The organism is Chryseobacterium sp. G0201 (assembly GCF_003815655.1).
Taxonomy (GTDB): Bacteria; Bacteroidota; Bacteroidia; order Flavobacteriales; family Weeksellaceae; genus Chryseobacterium.
Window position 1 is genome coordinate 4,717,130 of the sequence record NZ_CP033917.1, and the last position, 13,692, is coordinate 4,730,821.

Here is a 13,692-nt window from a genome sequence, read left to right on the forward strand (position 1 = left end):
TATTTTTGTATAAATGAATTTCTTAAAAATACTCAAAAAAACTGTTATAGACAGTCAACTTTATGTCTCATTAATGGGAACACTTTTTGCAGTATTTTTCATGCTAGAGCAAAACACGTTCCGTTTGCCTACAGTTATCCTGATATTCATCACGTATTTCAGCGGATATCTTTACACAAAATATCAATATACCAAGCATTTCTTTAAAATATTGGTTTTAAATGCTTTTGCAGGGGTAATTTGTGCTTTTCTTATCATCCATAATCATAATGAGATCCGATTGATAAAATGGTTTATTATTGTGATTTTAGGGCTTCTGTATAATAGTTTTTTCCTTGATGTTTATATTAGAAAAATACCTTTACTGAAGGTTTTTTACGTTGGGCTCGTTTGGGCTCTTGTAAATTGTTGGCTGACTTTACATGAATTTAGTCTTCCTATTTTTCTGATCAGTTTTTTCTTTATCACTGCTTTGGTTTTGCCTTTCGATATTCGGGATATGAAAAGTGATACAGTGAAAACTTTTCCTCTTTTAATTGGAGTTCAAAACACAAAATACATTGCTTATTTACTTGTTTTTGTGAGTAATATTTTGGCAATTTATTATTTAGATTACAAATATTCACTTTCATTTTTTCTTACAAGTATTGTTACCTATATTCTTATTTATTTCGCTGAAAATAAGAGAAGTGATACCTATTTTTCTTTCGGTGTTGAAACTTGTTCGGTACTTCCCTTTTTATTTCTAGTAATATTGGAGTATTTTTGACGAATGATTATTAATAAGCTTTCCCTTTATAACTTCAAGAACCATTCTGAGAAAAAATTTGAATTTTCTCCGCAGATCAATTGTTTTGTAGGCAATAACGGTGCGGGAAAAACTAATATTCTGGATGCCTTGCATTATCTTTCGGTAGGAAAAAGTTTTCTGGGAAATACTGATATTAATAATATTAAAAGAGAAGAAGATTTCTTCACCATAGACGCTGAAATTCAGAATGATGACAGTGAAGACATTATTAAAATCTCCCAGCCTAAAGAATCAAAAAAGATCATTAAAAAGAACGATAAAAGCTATGACCGAATGGCTGATCACATTGGATATTTACCAAGTGTGATGATCTCTCCATATGATTCTAATCTGATCTCAGATTCCGGGGAAAGCAGAAGGAAATTTCTGGATTCGATGATCTCGCAAACCAATTCTGAATATCTTTTTGAGTTGATTCAATATCAAAAAACGATTCAGCAAAGAAATGCTTTGTTAAAATATTTCGCTAAAAACAGAGTTTTTGATAAAGATTCTTTAGAAATTTATGATGATCCAATTTCCAGATCCGGAACTAAAATTTTTGAAAAAAGAAAAGAATTTGTTTCACAGCTTAATCCGATCGTTCAGAATTTTTATAACATCATTTCCGGCGGAAAAGAAACCGTTTCTGTGATCTACGAATCTCATTTATTTGATGGCTTCGACTCCGCTCAGCCTGATAAGGTTTTCAGAGATTTATTAAAAGATAATATTGAAAGAGACCGAATGTTAACCTACACTTCAAAAGGAATTCATAAAGATGATCTGCTTTTTGATATGGATTCTGTTTTAATTAAAAAAATAGGTTCACAGGGACAGCAAAAATCCTTTCTTATTGCTTTAAAATTAGCTCAAATGAGTCTTGTCAAGGAACTGACAGGAAAAACCCCAATCCTTTTATTAGATGACATTTTTGACAAGCTTGATGACAACAGAGTTTCTCAGCTTATTGAACTTGTAAATCAGGAAAATTTCGGTCAGATTTTTATTACAGATACACATAGAGAACGCACAGAAAGTGTGGTGAAAAAAATTAATGAGGAAAGCATAATTTTTGAAATTTAATTATGAAGAAGAAAAAACGCGAATTTCAATCCTCAGAACTTGTAAAATCTTTTGCAAGAATTCATGGTTTTGAACACAAACTTATTGCCTTTGAAATTAAAGATTTCCTTGAAGAATATCTTGATGAAAGCCTTTTTCAGGAAATTAAAAGTGTAAATATTGAGGACAAATGTGTTATTATAAAAATAAATTCACCTCTTTTGAAACATGATTTCCAGATGCGTAAAAGTTTTTATCTTAAAAAATTTCAGACTCAATTTGGTGAGGAAAATTTTAATGATCTTCAGATTTTGTAGACATTGTATTGCTCATCATATCATCAGCTCTTTTATCCAGCCCAGAGCTTATCGGAAGGAAAAACTTCAATGGATTTTTGAAAAAATACCTAAATATTTCTTTATAGATTTCACTTACCTGTCCAAAATTCAGTTTTCTTGATCTGAATGCCAAGAACATTGATAAACTGAAGCTTACTAGGAAATTAAAGAATCCTATCAGGAAAACGGTTACAAACGAGATCCAAAAAGTATAAGAATCAACAGAAAAATCTTTTCCGTAAAGCCCGATCGCAAAGTTTCCTGCGGCGAAAGTAATGTGACGAATATCCAAGTCTAAACCGAAGAATAATCCAACAGGTGCTGTTGCTCCAAGGAAAACTCCAAACCAGAAATTAGAAACGATTCCCGGCCAGTTTTTAGCGTAATATTTAGATAATCCTTTTGCAAATTTAGCTCCAAAAAGCCTTCTGATAGAAAGGTTTTTAGCAATTCTTTCCGGTATTTGAAAAAAGACTGAATTGTTCCCAATATTTCCCGAAATTATACCAGAAATAAAAAGGTAAAATCCAGCAATACTTGCATGCAAAATAGCTTTAGAGTGAAACGGATCTAAGTCTTTCAACAATTTATCAGATCGGTCAACCGCAAGATTTTGAGAGAAAAATACATCTAACCCATAAATAATCGCCAACGCAATCGGGAAAGATAATAACACATTCCCAACAAACGCAATAAACTGACTTCTAAATAGTTTTGAAACCAAATGGGCAAATTCTGTTCTGTCATTTTTAGTATTTCCTTCCTCGGAAAGAACTTTGGTCATTGTTGCCGCTGTCATGGCCGGCTGTTTTGTAGCCAACGTAAAGCCCATCAGATAAATCATGACAAACCCCATCGCATAGTTCATCGAATATAAAAATGCATGGGAGAAATCACTTCCGGGAATATATCCGTAAAGCATTTTCAAAACACATAATGCGCCAACAATAATCCCACCACCACTGGCTTTATAAAACATTTTCATATACTCTTTTCGGGTAGATGTAATGTAATGTGCGCCTGTTTCTGCGGTGTGATTTGTAATAAGGTGGGAAATCAATCTTGTACTGTCGTTGATGAGTTCCGAAATATTATTCTTGTGAGATTTATAACTTAGTATGTTAAAAATTAACTGTTTAGATTTAATTAAAATATCCTCTTCAGTATCAATTACCAACAGATTTATAATATCATAAACCCTTTGCATCTGCTGACGGATTTTAAGAAGGGACTGATTGATCTTTCCTGAAATACCATATTTAGAAGAGTTTTTGAAGGCAATATTTACAAATTCCAAACATTGTTCGGTATAAATTTTAATCTGCTTATATCTGCTGTCTTTTGAGTGTAACTGAAGATCCGGATTTTTCTCCAAATCTTCGGCAAGGCCTTCCAATTCATTCTGTAAAGCCAAAAACGGATTGTCGAAATTTCGGTATTGCGGGGCCATTCTTACCACTTCCACTTCCATCGCCATTCCTGTAGCACGCCACGAAAGGATACTCATTGCGAAGATCATTTCTTTCTTCACTTTAGCCTTTGTAATAAAATCTGCAGCGCCAAAAATTTTCAGTAATTCGTTGATCTCGTTTTCGGGAAGATTGTGGAGGTATTTTAAGTCAGCTTTAGGTCTCAAACTTATATTATCCACCATAAACCAAACAGTTTTTTCGTTTTCTACAGGCGGTAATATCTTATTAAGAATTCTTTTTTTCAGTTCAGGAAAGAAAGCATTTTCAGACAAAATATTAGCCTCCGTTAAAGACAGATTAAATGGTCTTCCGGCAAAAATATTGTGAATGTAATGTTTAAAATTTTCAGCAAAATTCGGATTGTTTCTAAAAAAATTAAGAACATCCGTAAAATCTGTTTTTTTTATACTCTCTAAAAACTCTGCAAAAGGCTCTAAAGAGAGGGTTTCATTCTTAAAAGAAAAATATTTTTTAAGAACAGATTCAAAATTTGTACTGGAATTGAAGAACTTCATTAGGACAAAGATACTATTTCAAACTCACATTCCTCATTTGTCTCATGATCCAATTGTGTTTCTTTCTCAAATACGGTGACGGATTTTTAGGATCATATTTTTTAGGGTTCGGTAAAACAGCTGCAATCCAAGCCGCATCTGAAGCTGAAAGATCTTTGGATGATTTCCCAAAATAATACTGTGCAGCAGCTTCTACGCCAAAAACCCCCTGCCCCATTTCAATTGAATTAAGGTATCTTTCAAGAATAATATCTTTACTCCATACTTTCTCAATAATGAAAGTGTAAACAGCTTCCAAACCTTTTCTCAGCCAGCTTCTACCCTGCCAAAGAAAGACATTTTTTGCGGTTTGCTGAGAAATCGTACTTCCACCTCTTATTTTTTTCCCTTTTTCATTATTTTTCATCGCTTTTTCGATAGCAGTGTAATCAAAACCGTCATGTACAAAGAATTTTTGATCCTCGGAAGCAATGACTGCTTTTTTCACATTATTCCCCATTTCATCATAGGAAATATAGTCTCTGTGCAACTTTCCAAACTCGAAAAGACCTCCGATCTGCGTGATCGTAATCGGCGGATTGAAAAATCTCCCCCAAATGATGAATACTACATTGAGGATGAGAACAATAAAAATAAACTGTTTAATTTTTTTCCACATATCTATTAAAAAAGGAACTGCAAAAATAAACAATTAGTCTGAGTTATTGCAATTCTTTCAGATAAGTAAGCTGATAATCCGGAAGAAGCTCCGGATGAAAAATTTTAATATAATCTTTAAGAATGAGATCAGCTCTTACAATTCCACTTTCAAAGAAATCATTGGCTTTCTCCCTTTGTTTTCCCATAACTCCGTAGATTTTTCCTTTATTGAAAACATTTAATTTTCCATAAAAAGGATTCAGGCTAAGCATTTCTTTTTTTGAAGTATGATTTCCGGCATTTACCCAATATTGTACACCGTTAGATTTTGCAAAAACCTCTTCAAAGCTCATTGTTAGAGCTTTTTCGTCCGGATTATTTTTTAAAATATATTCTGCATTGGCATCTGATATAAAGTTGGCTACCGAAGTTTTTCCTCCAGGAAGATACCAAACATCTCCATATATTTCATTCGCTAAAACAACAGGTTTTGATTGAGCTTTTAAAGCCAGTTGTTTTAATTCATTATAATTTTTCTCAATTTCAATATACTTTGTTTCTGCTTCTTTATCTTTCGCAAAAAGTTTTCCGAAAAGTTTTAGATAAGCTGTTTTCTCCAATGGCTTCTGTTCCATGTATTCATCAAGAAAAATCACCTGAATTCCGTTGTTTTTTAATAATTGATAAGCATTGTCAAAACTTGCAATATAGTTGGTGAAAATCGCATCCGGTTTTAATGAAATGATTTTTTCAACATCATATTTCTGATCACTTCCTACATTCTGAATTTTTCCTTCTTTAATTAAATTTTGAATTTTATCCGAATAAATATATTCCGGACTTGAAACTCCGATAATCAAATTTTCCGCTCCTAATTCAGAAATATATCCTGCCATACTTGCATTCAGTAAGATGATTTTCTTAAATGGAACCTGATTTTTCTTAAAATTATAAATGAAATTTCCTGATTTCAACTGTAAATCATCGTTCTGATCTTTGTATTGAAGATGATTTGAGATGGAAGTCCACTCATTAGAAGAAATTTTTTGTTCTCTTTTACAGCAAATTAGAGTCAAAAACGCGATTAATAGTAAAAATTTCAGTTTCATATTTCAAAGAAAAGAAAAAAGTGCTATATTTGCAAACCTTTAAACAACAAAGGAAGTAACGGCCTCGTGGCGCAACTGAATAGCGCATCTGATTACGGCTCAGAAGGTTACAGGTTTGAATCCTGTCGAGGTCACTAAATTTTAAAAGAGAATTTTGTAAATTGTTAAAAATCAATTAATTACAAATTCTCTTTTTTCTTTTTGTACCTTTTTTGTATCCGAATTTTCAAAATACACTTTTTTAAAGCTATTTAAACTTAATTAAATCTATCTGAATTGTAATCCGTGTACTGTTACACAAATATACTACGAATTAAAGTAATGTCCGTTCGATTCAAAATAATCATACATAATGTTTCTTGCCGTAGCTTCCCAATCAATCACAACAAAGCTAGGTAAATTGAACGGTATATCATTTTCGTATAAATATTCTACAAACTCAATATCGTTTGCAAATTCGCCACAATAAAAATTATTTACATACTCATAAATGCTCTGAAAATCCATTTTTCCTAAACAATCCACGCAGGCTTCAAAAACTTCTGTATTATGTCCTGAATCATCTATTTGTTCCGCAATATCATAAATGTCGGGAGATAAAAAACTCTCGCTAATCAATCCTAGCCTTTCAAACAGTTCGCAGTGTTCATAATCGGAAAACATAAATTCAGGGTCATGTTCGTCTTTGTGTAGCTCTCGCATTGCTTCTAGTAGTTCGTCATAATCAGAATAGTCCGAAAGATTTAACCATTTACCGTACAGGCTTGAATTGTTGTACTTGTGAAAAGTCCCACAATAAACGGAACAATTGTCGAGACAATTTTGTAAATTTGTCATGTTGATAATTTTAGTAAGATTAAAATTTATTGACTTGCCTAGTTGTGTTCGAGACATCTAGGCATTTATTTTATATACTGAACCTTGTACACATAGAAATAAGGCTATGTTTTAGTAGTAAAGCACAGTATAAATATACGATAAAAAGCCGATAACCACCAGCTTTATAGACACTTTTAACCAAAATATCAACACTTTACAAGACCTGTTAAAAACTTTTTAACAACTCGGAGCGCAGGAAGATAAAAACAGTCTGAGAAAAACAAAATCCGAGCATAGGGGACGTATCGAAAAAAGTCCGACAACCCACACCCAAACCGTTATAGTAGGTACAGACCCGATACCTATATGAAAATTTTGAGATTTGGCATAGGGGGACGTTTTACAGTGAAAATTTGATACGGTGGGGTAATTAGGTCGGTATATATAATATTGCCTGACAGTAGCCCCACAGCCAATAAAAATAAAAGCATTCATAATACTCATTCAGTGTACCATTGTTTGAGGGAGCAATTAAACATTTTGGGGTAAATAGTCATATAATATATTGACAAAATCACACCTTTTCAAATCAATGATTTTTTAACTTCCGACAAAACCATAGTGATTGCTTACCATACCTAAAACCTAGATAAAATCTTTAAAGTTGAAAAAAATTTCGCAGGTTTTTGAAGCAAAGCCAAAAGATTAGTAAAATTTCATATTTTTGTAGCTAGAATTTTAACGAAAAATATAAAGCGTTAGCTTTTATTCTGTTATAGGAAATCTGACAATTTCAAAAATGTAACATAGAATAAACAGTTGATGCCCGTGCTATGGCGTGCGGGCTATTACTTGTTTGTGTTACATGGTTTTGTCAGAACCTCCTATAGCAAATTAAGTTTAGTCCCACGCTTTTTGCATTTATTAACCTTCACTTTAGGGACTGAGTGAGCTGACAAATCACTATGAAAAAGATCTTTATTTCCGTATTTATGCTAATCGGAATTTATTGTTTTTCCCAAACAGCAACTAAAAAGTATAATTCTTTCTATAACCGATATGAATATTTTGATTCTAGCGGAAATATGATTGGATATGAAAAGTACAATAACCTTTCAAAACAATGGGAATATTATACTACAGGTACTACTGCACAATCTCAACAACCGACACAATACCGTGATCCGCAACAACTAAGTATTTCAGGTTTAGGAAATGCAATGACAGCAAAGCAAAACAGATACGACAATAATGTTCAGCAAGTTCAAAGAACAGTAAATTTAATATCTAACCAAATCAATAATTTAGATGTTACAGACAAACAAAGACAACTCATACATGACACTTTCCAAAAAAGCTGTATTAATGAAGTAAATCGAACTAAAATTAATTACTCATCAGCCAATGAAACCAACCGTATTATACAATGGTTGTACGATTCTATTAACACTATAATTAAAAACGTTACAGCGCCTAGTTTTAATTCCATGCCAGATAGCAACAGTCAGTCTAGCAATTATAGTAGTAATAGTCTAGTAATTGCGAACTATGGTAAAAAGCTACCCGTATACAATATAGCCGTTTTTAGCCAAAGTAGTAACAGATTAAGGGACGAAACGATAATGAGCGACTCTTATGTTATTATAAATGAAAATCGAATTGAATTCAAAAGAGCTGATGGATTTGTCACTTATAGAAATTTTTATGATAAGGTTTATAATGAGCAAAAAAAAGGTTATACATATTCGTCAACTACAGGTGCAGTATTCATACATGACGATTTAAAATATGTTGAATTTTTCGAAACTAATTTAGCAGAAGGCGAAAACTATACATACTTTATTACACCATTTGGAAATAGGTAATTCTATATTATACAGGTTATTTTAAAGATATAGTTATGACAGAAAAGAAAGAAATCCAAATAGATAAAAAAAATTCTAAGTCAATAGTAGTTGCTTTTATTTTAGCATTTTTAACTGTTTTTGCAATAGAGAATTTTAGTACATTTTCTTACATTCCAAATCTCGGTAAATCCTCAATAGATTACGGACATAAGATTGTGATAAGTGGCGAGTATGATACACGAACAACTCCCGTAGGTGCATTATACCAAACAACACCTTTTGGAACAAAGATAGATTTACCTACAAATGGCATGATGTGCAGTGAGCTACTGTTTGATTCAGATTTCAGAAAATACTCTAATAAAGTTGTGTTGTATGCAAAAGCCGTATTCAACGATTACAAATATCTCCTGCTGTTTTGGTTAGCATATACGCTTATCGTACTATTTTTCAAGAGATACTGTCTAAAGGTTTTGATTCTGATACTCCCAACCTTAGGGATCAGTTGTGACAAAACCAAACAAGAACCAATAACAACCTCTGTAACACATGAAGATACAGCAAAAACCACCTCAGAGTTGATACAACATCCATAAAACACTCATTTGTAGTCTTTAAAGTAAAAGATAAATACTTCGGAAAAGAATTAACAATAGTGACAGGAATCTTTAACACACCATACACCATTAGTATCGATGAGGAATACATGATTTTAGACGATACACAGGCAAAGTGCAATGCCTATCTGTTTGACAAAAACATTCTTGAAAGGTACATGATGAGATTTGACAGTTATGCAGAAGCAAGTCAGGAAAAGGAACGAATCTCTAAAATCCGTAACACAACTGCATCAAGTCAGAAACCTACTCCAAAAACTTTGACCAAAGAAGAACAGGAGCAGATTATCCGAGAATGGAAAAGCATTACCCCCGAGCAACACGAAGAAGCCCGACAGTTACAAATGGAGCATGAAATGTGGGTTGAGGAACAAAGAAGAAACGGAAACTATAACAACAACTATAATTAATATCAACTATGAAAAAATTACTTTTCACGCTATTATTAGTGTCTACACCAACATTATTTTTTGCTCAACAGGAAGAGAAACCACAAACCGCCAAAGAATGTGATTTACCGAAAGATTTCAAAGAACCAATCAAAAACAACCGCCTGAAAAAGTTCGTAGCGATTGACAACGGAGTTGAGGAAAAAGAGGTAATTATTATCCGAGCGCAAAACGGATTCGGGAGCGGAATTTATACCGCCTGTGTAAAAGGTCAGCCAATCAAATACCAAAAGATGGGTACGGTATTTATGAGAGATGGCAACAACCCATTCAAAAGCAATTAATCTTGAGCCTTGACCGTGTGAGTCAGGGCTTGTTTTTTATCTGTAATTACACCCAAGTTTATACAATCATTCCAAATGGGGAAATTTAAAGAATACGCAACAATTATTATTAGTTAGCAAAACACTTCTCAAGTTGTCAATCACCTCTAAAAAGTATAAAAGAGATTTTAACACGTCAAGTTTTGTCGCTACTGCCATCTATATTTGCTTTTAGAAACATTTCAAAAAGGTAAATAATTAAAACATGATTTTATGGAAAATATTTTAGACGACATTAGCGATTTTGACGAAGAAAGCAAACGAATACTTCGAGGAAACAGTTTCATACAATTTGCAGAACTAGAAAAAGGAATTTACGGAAGTGGTAAAGACCCTTTTGAAGGGATAAGAACCAATAAAACATTTGATGAAATCTCCAATGAGTACGCATTAAGTACACCTTTTAGAAAAAATAGTGCTTTTTACAAACCTACAGTTGAAGATTATGATGCCTTATCTCAAGATTTTTACACGGGAGGAATTAACTATGAACTTCTTGCAAAAGATTTAAAAGAAAAGTTAGGACTGATAAATAGCTTCTTGTTTGAGCCAGAAAAATATTTATTGGAAGATAAAACTATTTATTCAGGTTCTTCCTCATTTAGCACTCCTGTATTCAGCAGTGTTAAAAATAACAAACCCTTTTTGTATAAAAAGAACGACACAGAAGTTCAAGCTATTTTTGATTTAGCCAAATTAAATACTAGAAAAAATTTATTGAGTAACTCCTATAATTTTGGAATTTATTTTGATAATTATAAAGTAACCTATAATCTGAATTTTATCTATAAGGATGGTGAAGATAAAAAATTCTCAGATACACAAACAAATGCAACTGAAAACCCCTATGATTTCAAATTGAATGACGAATATATTGCAATAAAGTTATATACAGGGAATGCAGAGACCTTTCTTGAGTTTTTACGAATTATAAAAGGTGATTCACAAGCTGAACAAATTAAAAAAGATATTATCCGATATTATAAAAATTTCTTTGTAACAGCTGAAAATAACCCTGATATTATTGATGCTTTATATGAAAATATCCCTGATTTTGTTTTAGAAGTTCTTACGGATGAGATGCTTTGGAAAAATTTCATTTCGCTTTCTGAAAAAGCTATTAATACGTCTGGTACTAATGAAAACATGTCAGTTATTAACTTGTTGAAAGGAGTCAAAAATGGAGTTTGGTGGGGTAATCAAATTAATAATAATCCTGATGTGGTAAGAAAAGTTTTGAATAAAATCCAGGCTAAATATCTTGAGGATTTTATTATTGAATTATCTAAAGTTGGGCGCAAAGCTTGGAAAGATTCTGATTACCAAAATGCAATTAGCTATTCTCTTGAAATGAAAGATATCTTGAAAAATGGTATTGTTGAAAACAGATTTGTTTATTGGAGTGGCTTTTTGGAAAAAGAAAAGAAATTTGAAGTTGGCTTTACCATTCACTCTTATATTGACGGAAATTTGGCAGAAAGCGGATCTGAAACATTAGGTATCAATTATGCCTTTACTCCATTAAAAATACCAGATGATAAAGGAGATTACTTTATACCTACAATTGTTGCTAATTATTTTACTGAAAAACAAATAGATGAAGACCGATGGACAATTTTGGAAAATATTACAGCAGGGTTATTGCCTGAATTTGAATTGGTTGCTTTTAAAAGCTTTTCTTCTTTAGCGGCAAAATTGAGATATTCCAAATATTTAAAGATCTTAGGAGAAAATCCTGCTTTTCAGAAAATATTAGTTGAACTTTCTAGTACAAGGTATATGACAAAATATTTATCTTTGGAAGAGGAAGCTGCAGTAAGACTTTATACAACAGGATATTATTCTGGTTTAAACAGAGCTTTAAGAGGGGGAATACCAATGACGGAAGAATACAAAGCATATAAGGAACTACTCAATAATGCTTTGAATAAACTGCCAAAAACCAGCTCATCAACTTTCTACAGATTAGAAAAAATGTCTCCTGAAATGCTGAGTAAAGAATATGCAATAGGTAAGACAGTTGAAAAAAGAAGCTTCACCTCCTCTACTTATGATTATACGGCAGCAGAAGAAATGATGTTTGACGATGCAGGTTTTAACGTATTAGTAAAAATTACAGGTAAAAACGGTAAGAGCATAGAAGCTACATCAAAAATACCTGCTGAAAAGGAAATACTTTTTAAGAGTAATACAAAGTTTATAGTTGAAGAAATTAAAGAAATGCCAAGTCCAATTAGTCCAAGTGAAAATATAATGTTTATTAAATTAGTTGAAAAATAAAAATGGAAGATATTAAAGAAAAAAAACAGAGATTGGAATACCTATTGTCAAGAAATGAAGTTTTAAGAGAAAAATTATTCTTTGGCGTTCCAAAAGATTTAGATAAATTCAAAAAAGATAATGAAATTGAATACAAAGAATACTATTCCAATACAGAAGAAATTCGAAAATTGAAATTAGAATTAATGACTCCAGAAGAAAAGCTAGAATATTATCGTCAAAAGGAAATGGCTAAAGAGAAATATAAAGACTCTTAATTTAATTAAATGAATTAGTCACGATTTAATCTGACAGTTATAAAAAATGATTGGTTCTACCGTATTATCAACATGGTAAAACCAATCATTTTTATTTTAAACCACTTATCAATAAATTCCTAGTTACTAATATCCTCGTTGATTATTTTTATTTCTTTTAATTCAGTTTCACCTCTAATGGGTTCAGAATTATCTGCATACACTTCCCATTTTATTGAGCTAGATGATTGCAAAATCTCTTTATTCAAACTTAAACTCTTTACTTTAAATTTCAATCGAGGCAATATCGGGTCGTATCTTGATGGTCCATATTTCTTTATCGTGTCAAAACCTGTAAATTTTACATCTACAACGTCTCTTATAGTATTATCACCAAAGTACTCTTCAAAATCATCACCTTGCTGTCCTTTATTTTTTGAAAGAAACTTTTTATTAAATATAAAGTAAGCATTAATATAGTTGGCTAATACTTTCCCATTATTTCGAGCATACACATTTAAAAATATATTTTCTTTAATTTCTTTTTCAGGCGATTGCGGTGTTAGAAAACTCATTGTTGGGTGAGGAAAGCCGTTATTTGTAGTAACTTCATAAGTATTTATAACAATTTCAAATTCCAATTCGATTTTAGGAAACTTATTTCTATTGAGTACATCCTTAATCTCATAATCGTACATAGGCTCAGAATTGAAATTAAATCTTTTATAATATTTTCTATCATTTGCTTGGTGTACAGTGTCACTTTTAGGGATTTCGACCACATAAACAACCTCATTAGGTTCATTAATGGTTATTGGAATTATATTTATTCCTTGAATTCTTGGGGATATTCTTCCTTGTATAATCTGCTCAATCCATTCTTTTGATATAGCATTTCTGTCTATAGGATCAATTTTTTCAGGAATATGCTTGTTAATTGAATCTTCCTTAATTCCATAAATAATAACGCCTCCGTCAGAATTTGCAAATGCTGATACATCTTTTGAAATCTCATTTGCTTTTTTTTCATTTTTCTCTAAAGAACCAGAAGCTTTATAGTCAAGATGTAGGTTCTCTTCAATTTTATTATTAATTAGTTCTTGTATCTTCTCTAAATTATAATTTTCTTTCATGCTATATAATTTATAATTATAAAAATCAATTAAGATTTCTAATAGATATTGTTCAATGTT

The 13,692-nt window shown here is 31.8% G+C and carries 14 protein-coding genes and 1 tRNA gene; 10 read left to right on the forward strand and 5 right to left on the reverse strand.

What is annotated here, in order from left to right:
- The first annotated feature begins 13 nt into the window (after nt 1–13).
- Genes EG348_RS21175 through EG348_RS21185 form a run of 3 tightly spaced genes read left to right on the forward strand, consistent with a single transcriptional unit; the run spans nt 14 to nt 2,172 of the window.
- Nucleotides 14–769: a hypothetical protein gene (locus tag EG348_RS21175; RefSeq protein ID WP_123984910.1), complete on the forward strand. Its 756-nt coding sequence runs from the start codon at nt 14–16 to the stop codon at nt 767–769.
- Nucleotides 770–772: 3 nt separating this feature from the next.
- Nucleotides 773–1,876: a DNA replication/repair protein RecF gene (recF, locus tag EG348_RS21180; protein WP_123984911.1), complete on the forward strand. Its 1,104-nt coding sequence runs from the start codon at nt 773–775 to the stop codon at nt 1,874–1,876.
- 2 nt (nt 1,877–1,878) lie between these two features.
- Nucleotides 1,879–2,172 carry a DciA family protein gene (locus EG348_RS21185; RefSeq protein ID WP_123984912.1) on the forward strand — a complete coding sequence of 98 codons (294 nt, stop codon included), beginning with the start codon at nt 1,879–1,881 and terminating at the stop codon, nt 2,170–2,172.
- Here the strand turns inward: EG348_RS21185 and EG348_RS21190 are convergent.
- Genes EG348_RS21190 through EG348_RS21200 form a run of 3 tightly spaced genes read right to left on the reverse strand, consistent with a single transcriptional unit; the run spans nt 2,150 to nt 5,928 of the window.
- Complete coding sequence (locus EG348_RS21190) at nt 2,150–4,180, reverse strand: recombinase (protein WP_123984913.1); 2,031 nt, start codon at nt 4,178–4,180, stop codon at nt 2,150–2,152. The genes EG348_RS21185 and EG348_RS21190 overlap by 23 nt on opposite strands.
- Nucleotides 4,181–4,193: 13 nt before the next feature.
- Nucleotides 4,194–4,838, reverse strand: a complete 645-nt coding sequence (mtgA, locus tag EG348_RS21195; protein WP_123984914.1) for a monofunctional biosynthetic peptidoglycan transglycosylase — start codon at nt 4,836–4,838, stop codon at nt 4,194–4,196.
- 43 nt (nt 4,839–4,881) lie between these two features.
- Nucleotides 4,882–5,928 (reverse strand): ABC transporter substrate-binding protein, encoded by a 1,047-nt coding sequence (locus EG348_RS21200; protein WP_123984915.1) that lies wholly within the window; start codon nt 5,926–5,928, stop codon nt 4,882–4,884.
- Nucleotides 5,929–5,988: 60 nt separating this feature from the next.
- On the opposite strand from EG348_RS21200, the gene EG348_RS21205 reads away from it, so the two are divergent.
- A tRNA-Arg gene (locus EG348_RS21205) sits at nt 5,989–6,062 on the forward strand.
- A 172-nt stretch (nt 6,063–6,234) separates the two neighbouring features.
- Here EG348_RS21205 and EG348_RS21210 read toward each other — a convergent pair.
- A complete protein-coding gene (locus tag EG348_RS21210; protein ID WP_123984916.1) occupies nt 6,235–6,765 on the reverse strand; it encodes an antirestriction protein ArdA in 531 nt (176 codons plus the stop codon).
- A gap of 947 nt (nt 6,766–7,712) precedes the next feature.
- Between EG348_RS21210 and EG348_RS21215 the strand changes: the two genes are divergently transcribed.
- The 6 genes from EG348_RS21215 to EG348_RS21240 all read left to right on the forward strand — a co-directional run bounded on the left by EG348_RS21215 (nt 7,713) and on the right by EG348_RS21240 (nt 12,520).
- Nucleotides 7,713–8,612, forward strand: coding sequence for a hypothetical protein (locus tag EG348_RS21215; RefSeq protein WP_123984917.1), 900 nt, complete (start codon nt 7,713–7,715; stop codon nt 8,610–8,612).
- 35 nt (nt 8,613–8,647) lie between these two features.
- Nucleotides 8,648–9,190, forward strand: coding sequence for a hypothetical protein (locus tag EG348_RS21220; protein WP_185145490.1), 543 nt, complete (start codon nt 8,648–8,650; stop codon nt 9,188–9,190).
- Between the two features lie 59 nt (nt 9,191–9,249).
- Entirely contained in the window at nt 9,250–9,621 is a 372-nt protein-coding gene (locus tag EG348_RS21225; RefSeq protein ID WP_123984918.1) for a hypothetical protein, read from the forward strand.
- 8 nt (nt 9,622–9,629) lie between these two features.
- Entirely contained in the window at nt 9,630–9,944 is a 315-nt protein-coding gene (locus EG348_RS21230) for a hypothetical protein (protein ID WP_123984919.1), read from the forward strand.
- Nucleotides 9,945–10,196: 252 nt separating this feature from the next.
- Complete coding sequence (locus EG348_RS21235; RefSeq protein WP_123984920.1) at nt 10,197–12,263, forward strand: ADP-ribosyltransferase domain-containing protein; 2,067 nt, start codon at nt 10,197–10,199, stop codon at nt 12,261–12,263.
- A 2-nt stretch (nt 12,264–12,265) separates the two neighbouring features.
- Nucleotides 12,266–12,520, forward strand: coding sequence for a hypothetical protein (locus EG348_RS21240; protein WP_123984921.1), 255 nt, complete (start codon nt 12,266–12,268; stop codon nt 12,518–12,520).
- 119 nt (nt 12,521–12,639) lie between these two features.
- Here the strand turns inward: EG348_RS21240 and EG348_RS21245 are convergent, their stop codons facing one another.
- Nucleotides 12,640–13,632 carry a helix-turn-helix domain-containing protein gene (locus EG348_RS21245; protein WP_123984922.1) on the reverse strand — a complete coding sequence of 331 codons (993 nt, stop codon included), beginning with the start codon at nt 13,630–13,632 and terminating at the stop codon, nt 12,640–12,642.
- Nucleotides 13,633–13,692 lie beyond the last annotated feature (60 nt).

Coding starts and splice junctions, on each gene's coding strand:
- mtgA (WP_123984914.1), bottom strand. CDS start 4,838: ATGTGGAAAAAAATTAAACAGTTTATTTTTATTGTTCTCATCCTCAAT.
- EG348_RS21245 (WP_123984922.1), bottom strand. CDS start 13,632: ATGAAAGAAAATTATAATTTAGAGAAGATACAAGAACTAATTAATAAT.
- EG348_RS21185 (WP_123984912.1), top strand. CDS start 1,879: ATGAAGAAGAAAAAACGCGAATTTCAATCCTCAGAACTTGTAAAATCT.
- EG348_RS21220 (WP_185145490.1), top strand. CDS start 8,648: ATGACAGAAAAGAAAGAAATCCAAATAGATAAAAAAAATTCTAAGTCA.
- EG348_RS21235 (WP_123984920.1), top strand. CDS start 10,197: ATGGAAAATATTTTAGACGACATTAGCGATTTTGACGAAGAAAGCAAA.
- EG348_RS21200 (WP_123984915.1), bottom strand. CDS start 5,928: ATGAAACTGAAATTTTTACTATTAATCGCGTTTTTGACTCTAATTTGC.
- EG348_RS21190 (WP_123984913.1), bottom strand. CDS start 4,180: ATGAAGTTCTTCAATTCCAGTACAAATTTTGAATCTGTTCTTAAAAAA.
- EG348_RS21230 (WP_123984919.1), top strand. CDS start 9,630: ATGAAAAAATTACTTTTCACGCTATTATTAGTGTCTACACCAACATTA.
- EG348_RS21215 (WP_123984917.1), top strand. CDS start 7,713: ATGAAAAAGATCTTTATTTCCGTATTTATGCTAATCGGAATTTATTGT.
- EG348_RS21240 (WP_123984921.1), top strand. CDS start 12,266: ATGGAAGATATTAAAGAAAAAAAACAGAGATTGGAATACCTATTGTCA.
- recF (WP_123984911.1), top strand. CDS start 773: ATGATTATTAATAAGCTTTCCCTTTATAACTTCAAGAACCATTCTGAG.
- EG348_RS21175 (WP_123984910.1), top strand. CDS start 14: ATGAATTTCTTAAAAATACTCAAAAAAACTGTTATAGACAGTCAACTT.
- EG348_RS21210 (WP_123984916.1), bottom strand. CDS start 6,765: ATGACAAATTTACAAAATTGTCTCGACAATTGTTCCGTTTATTGTGGG.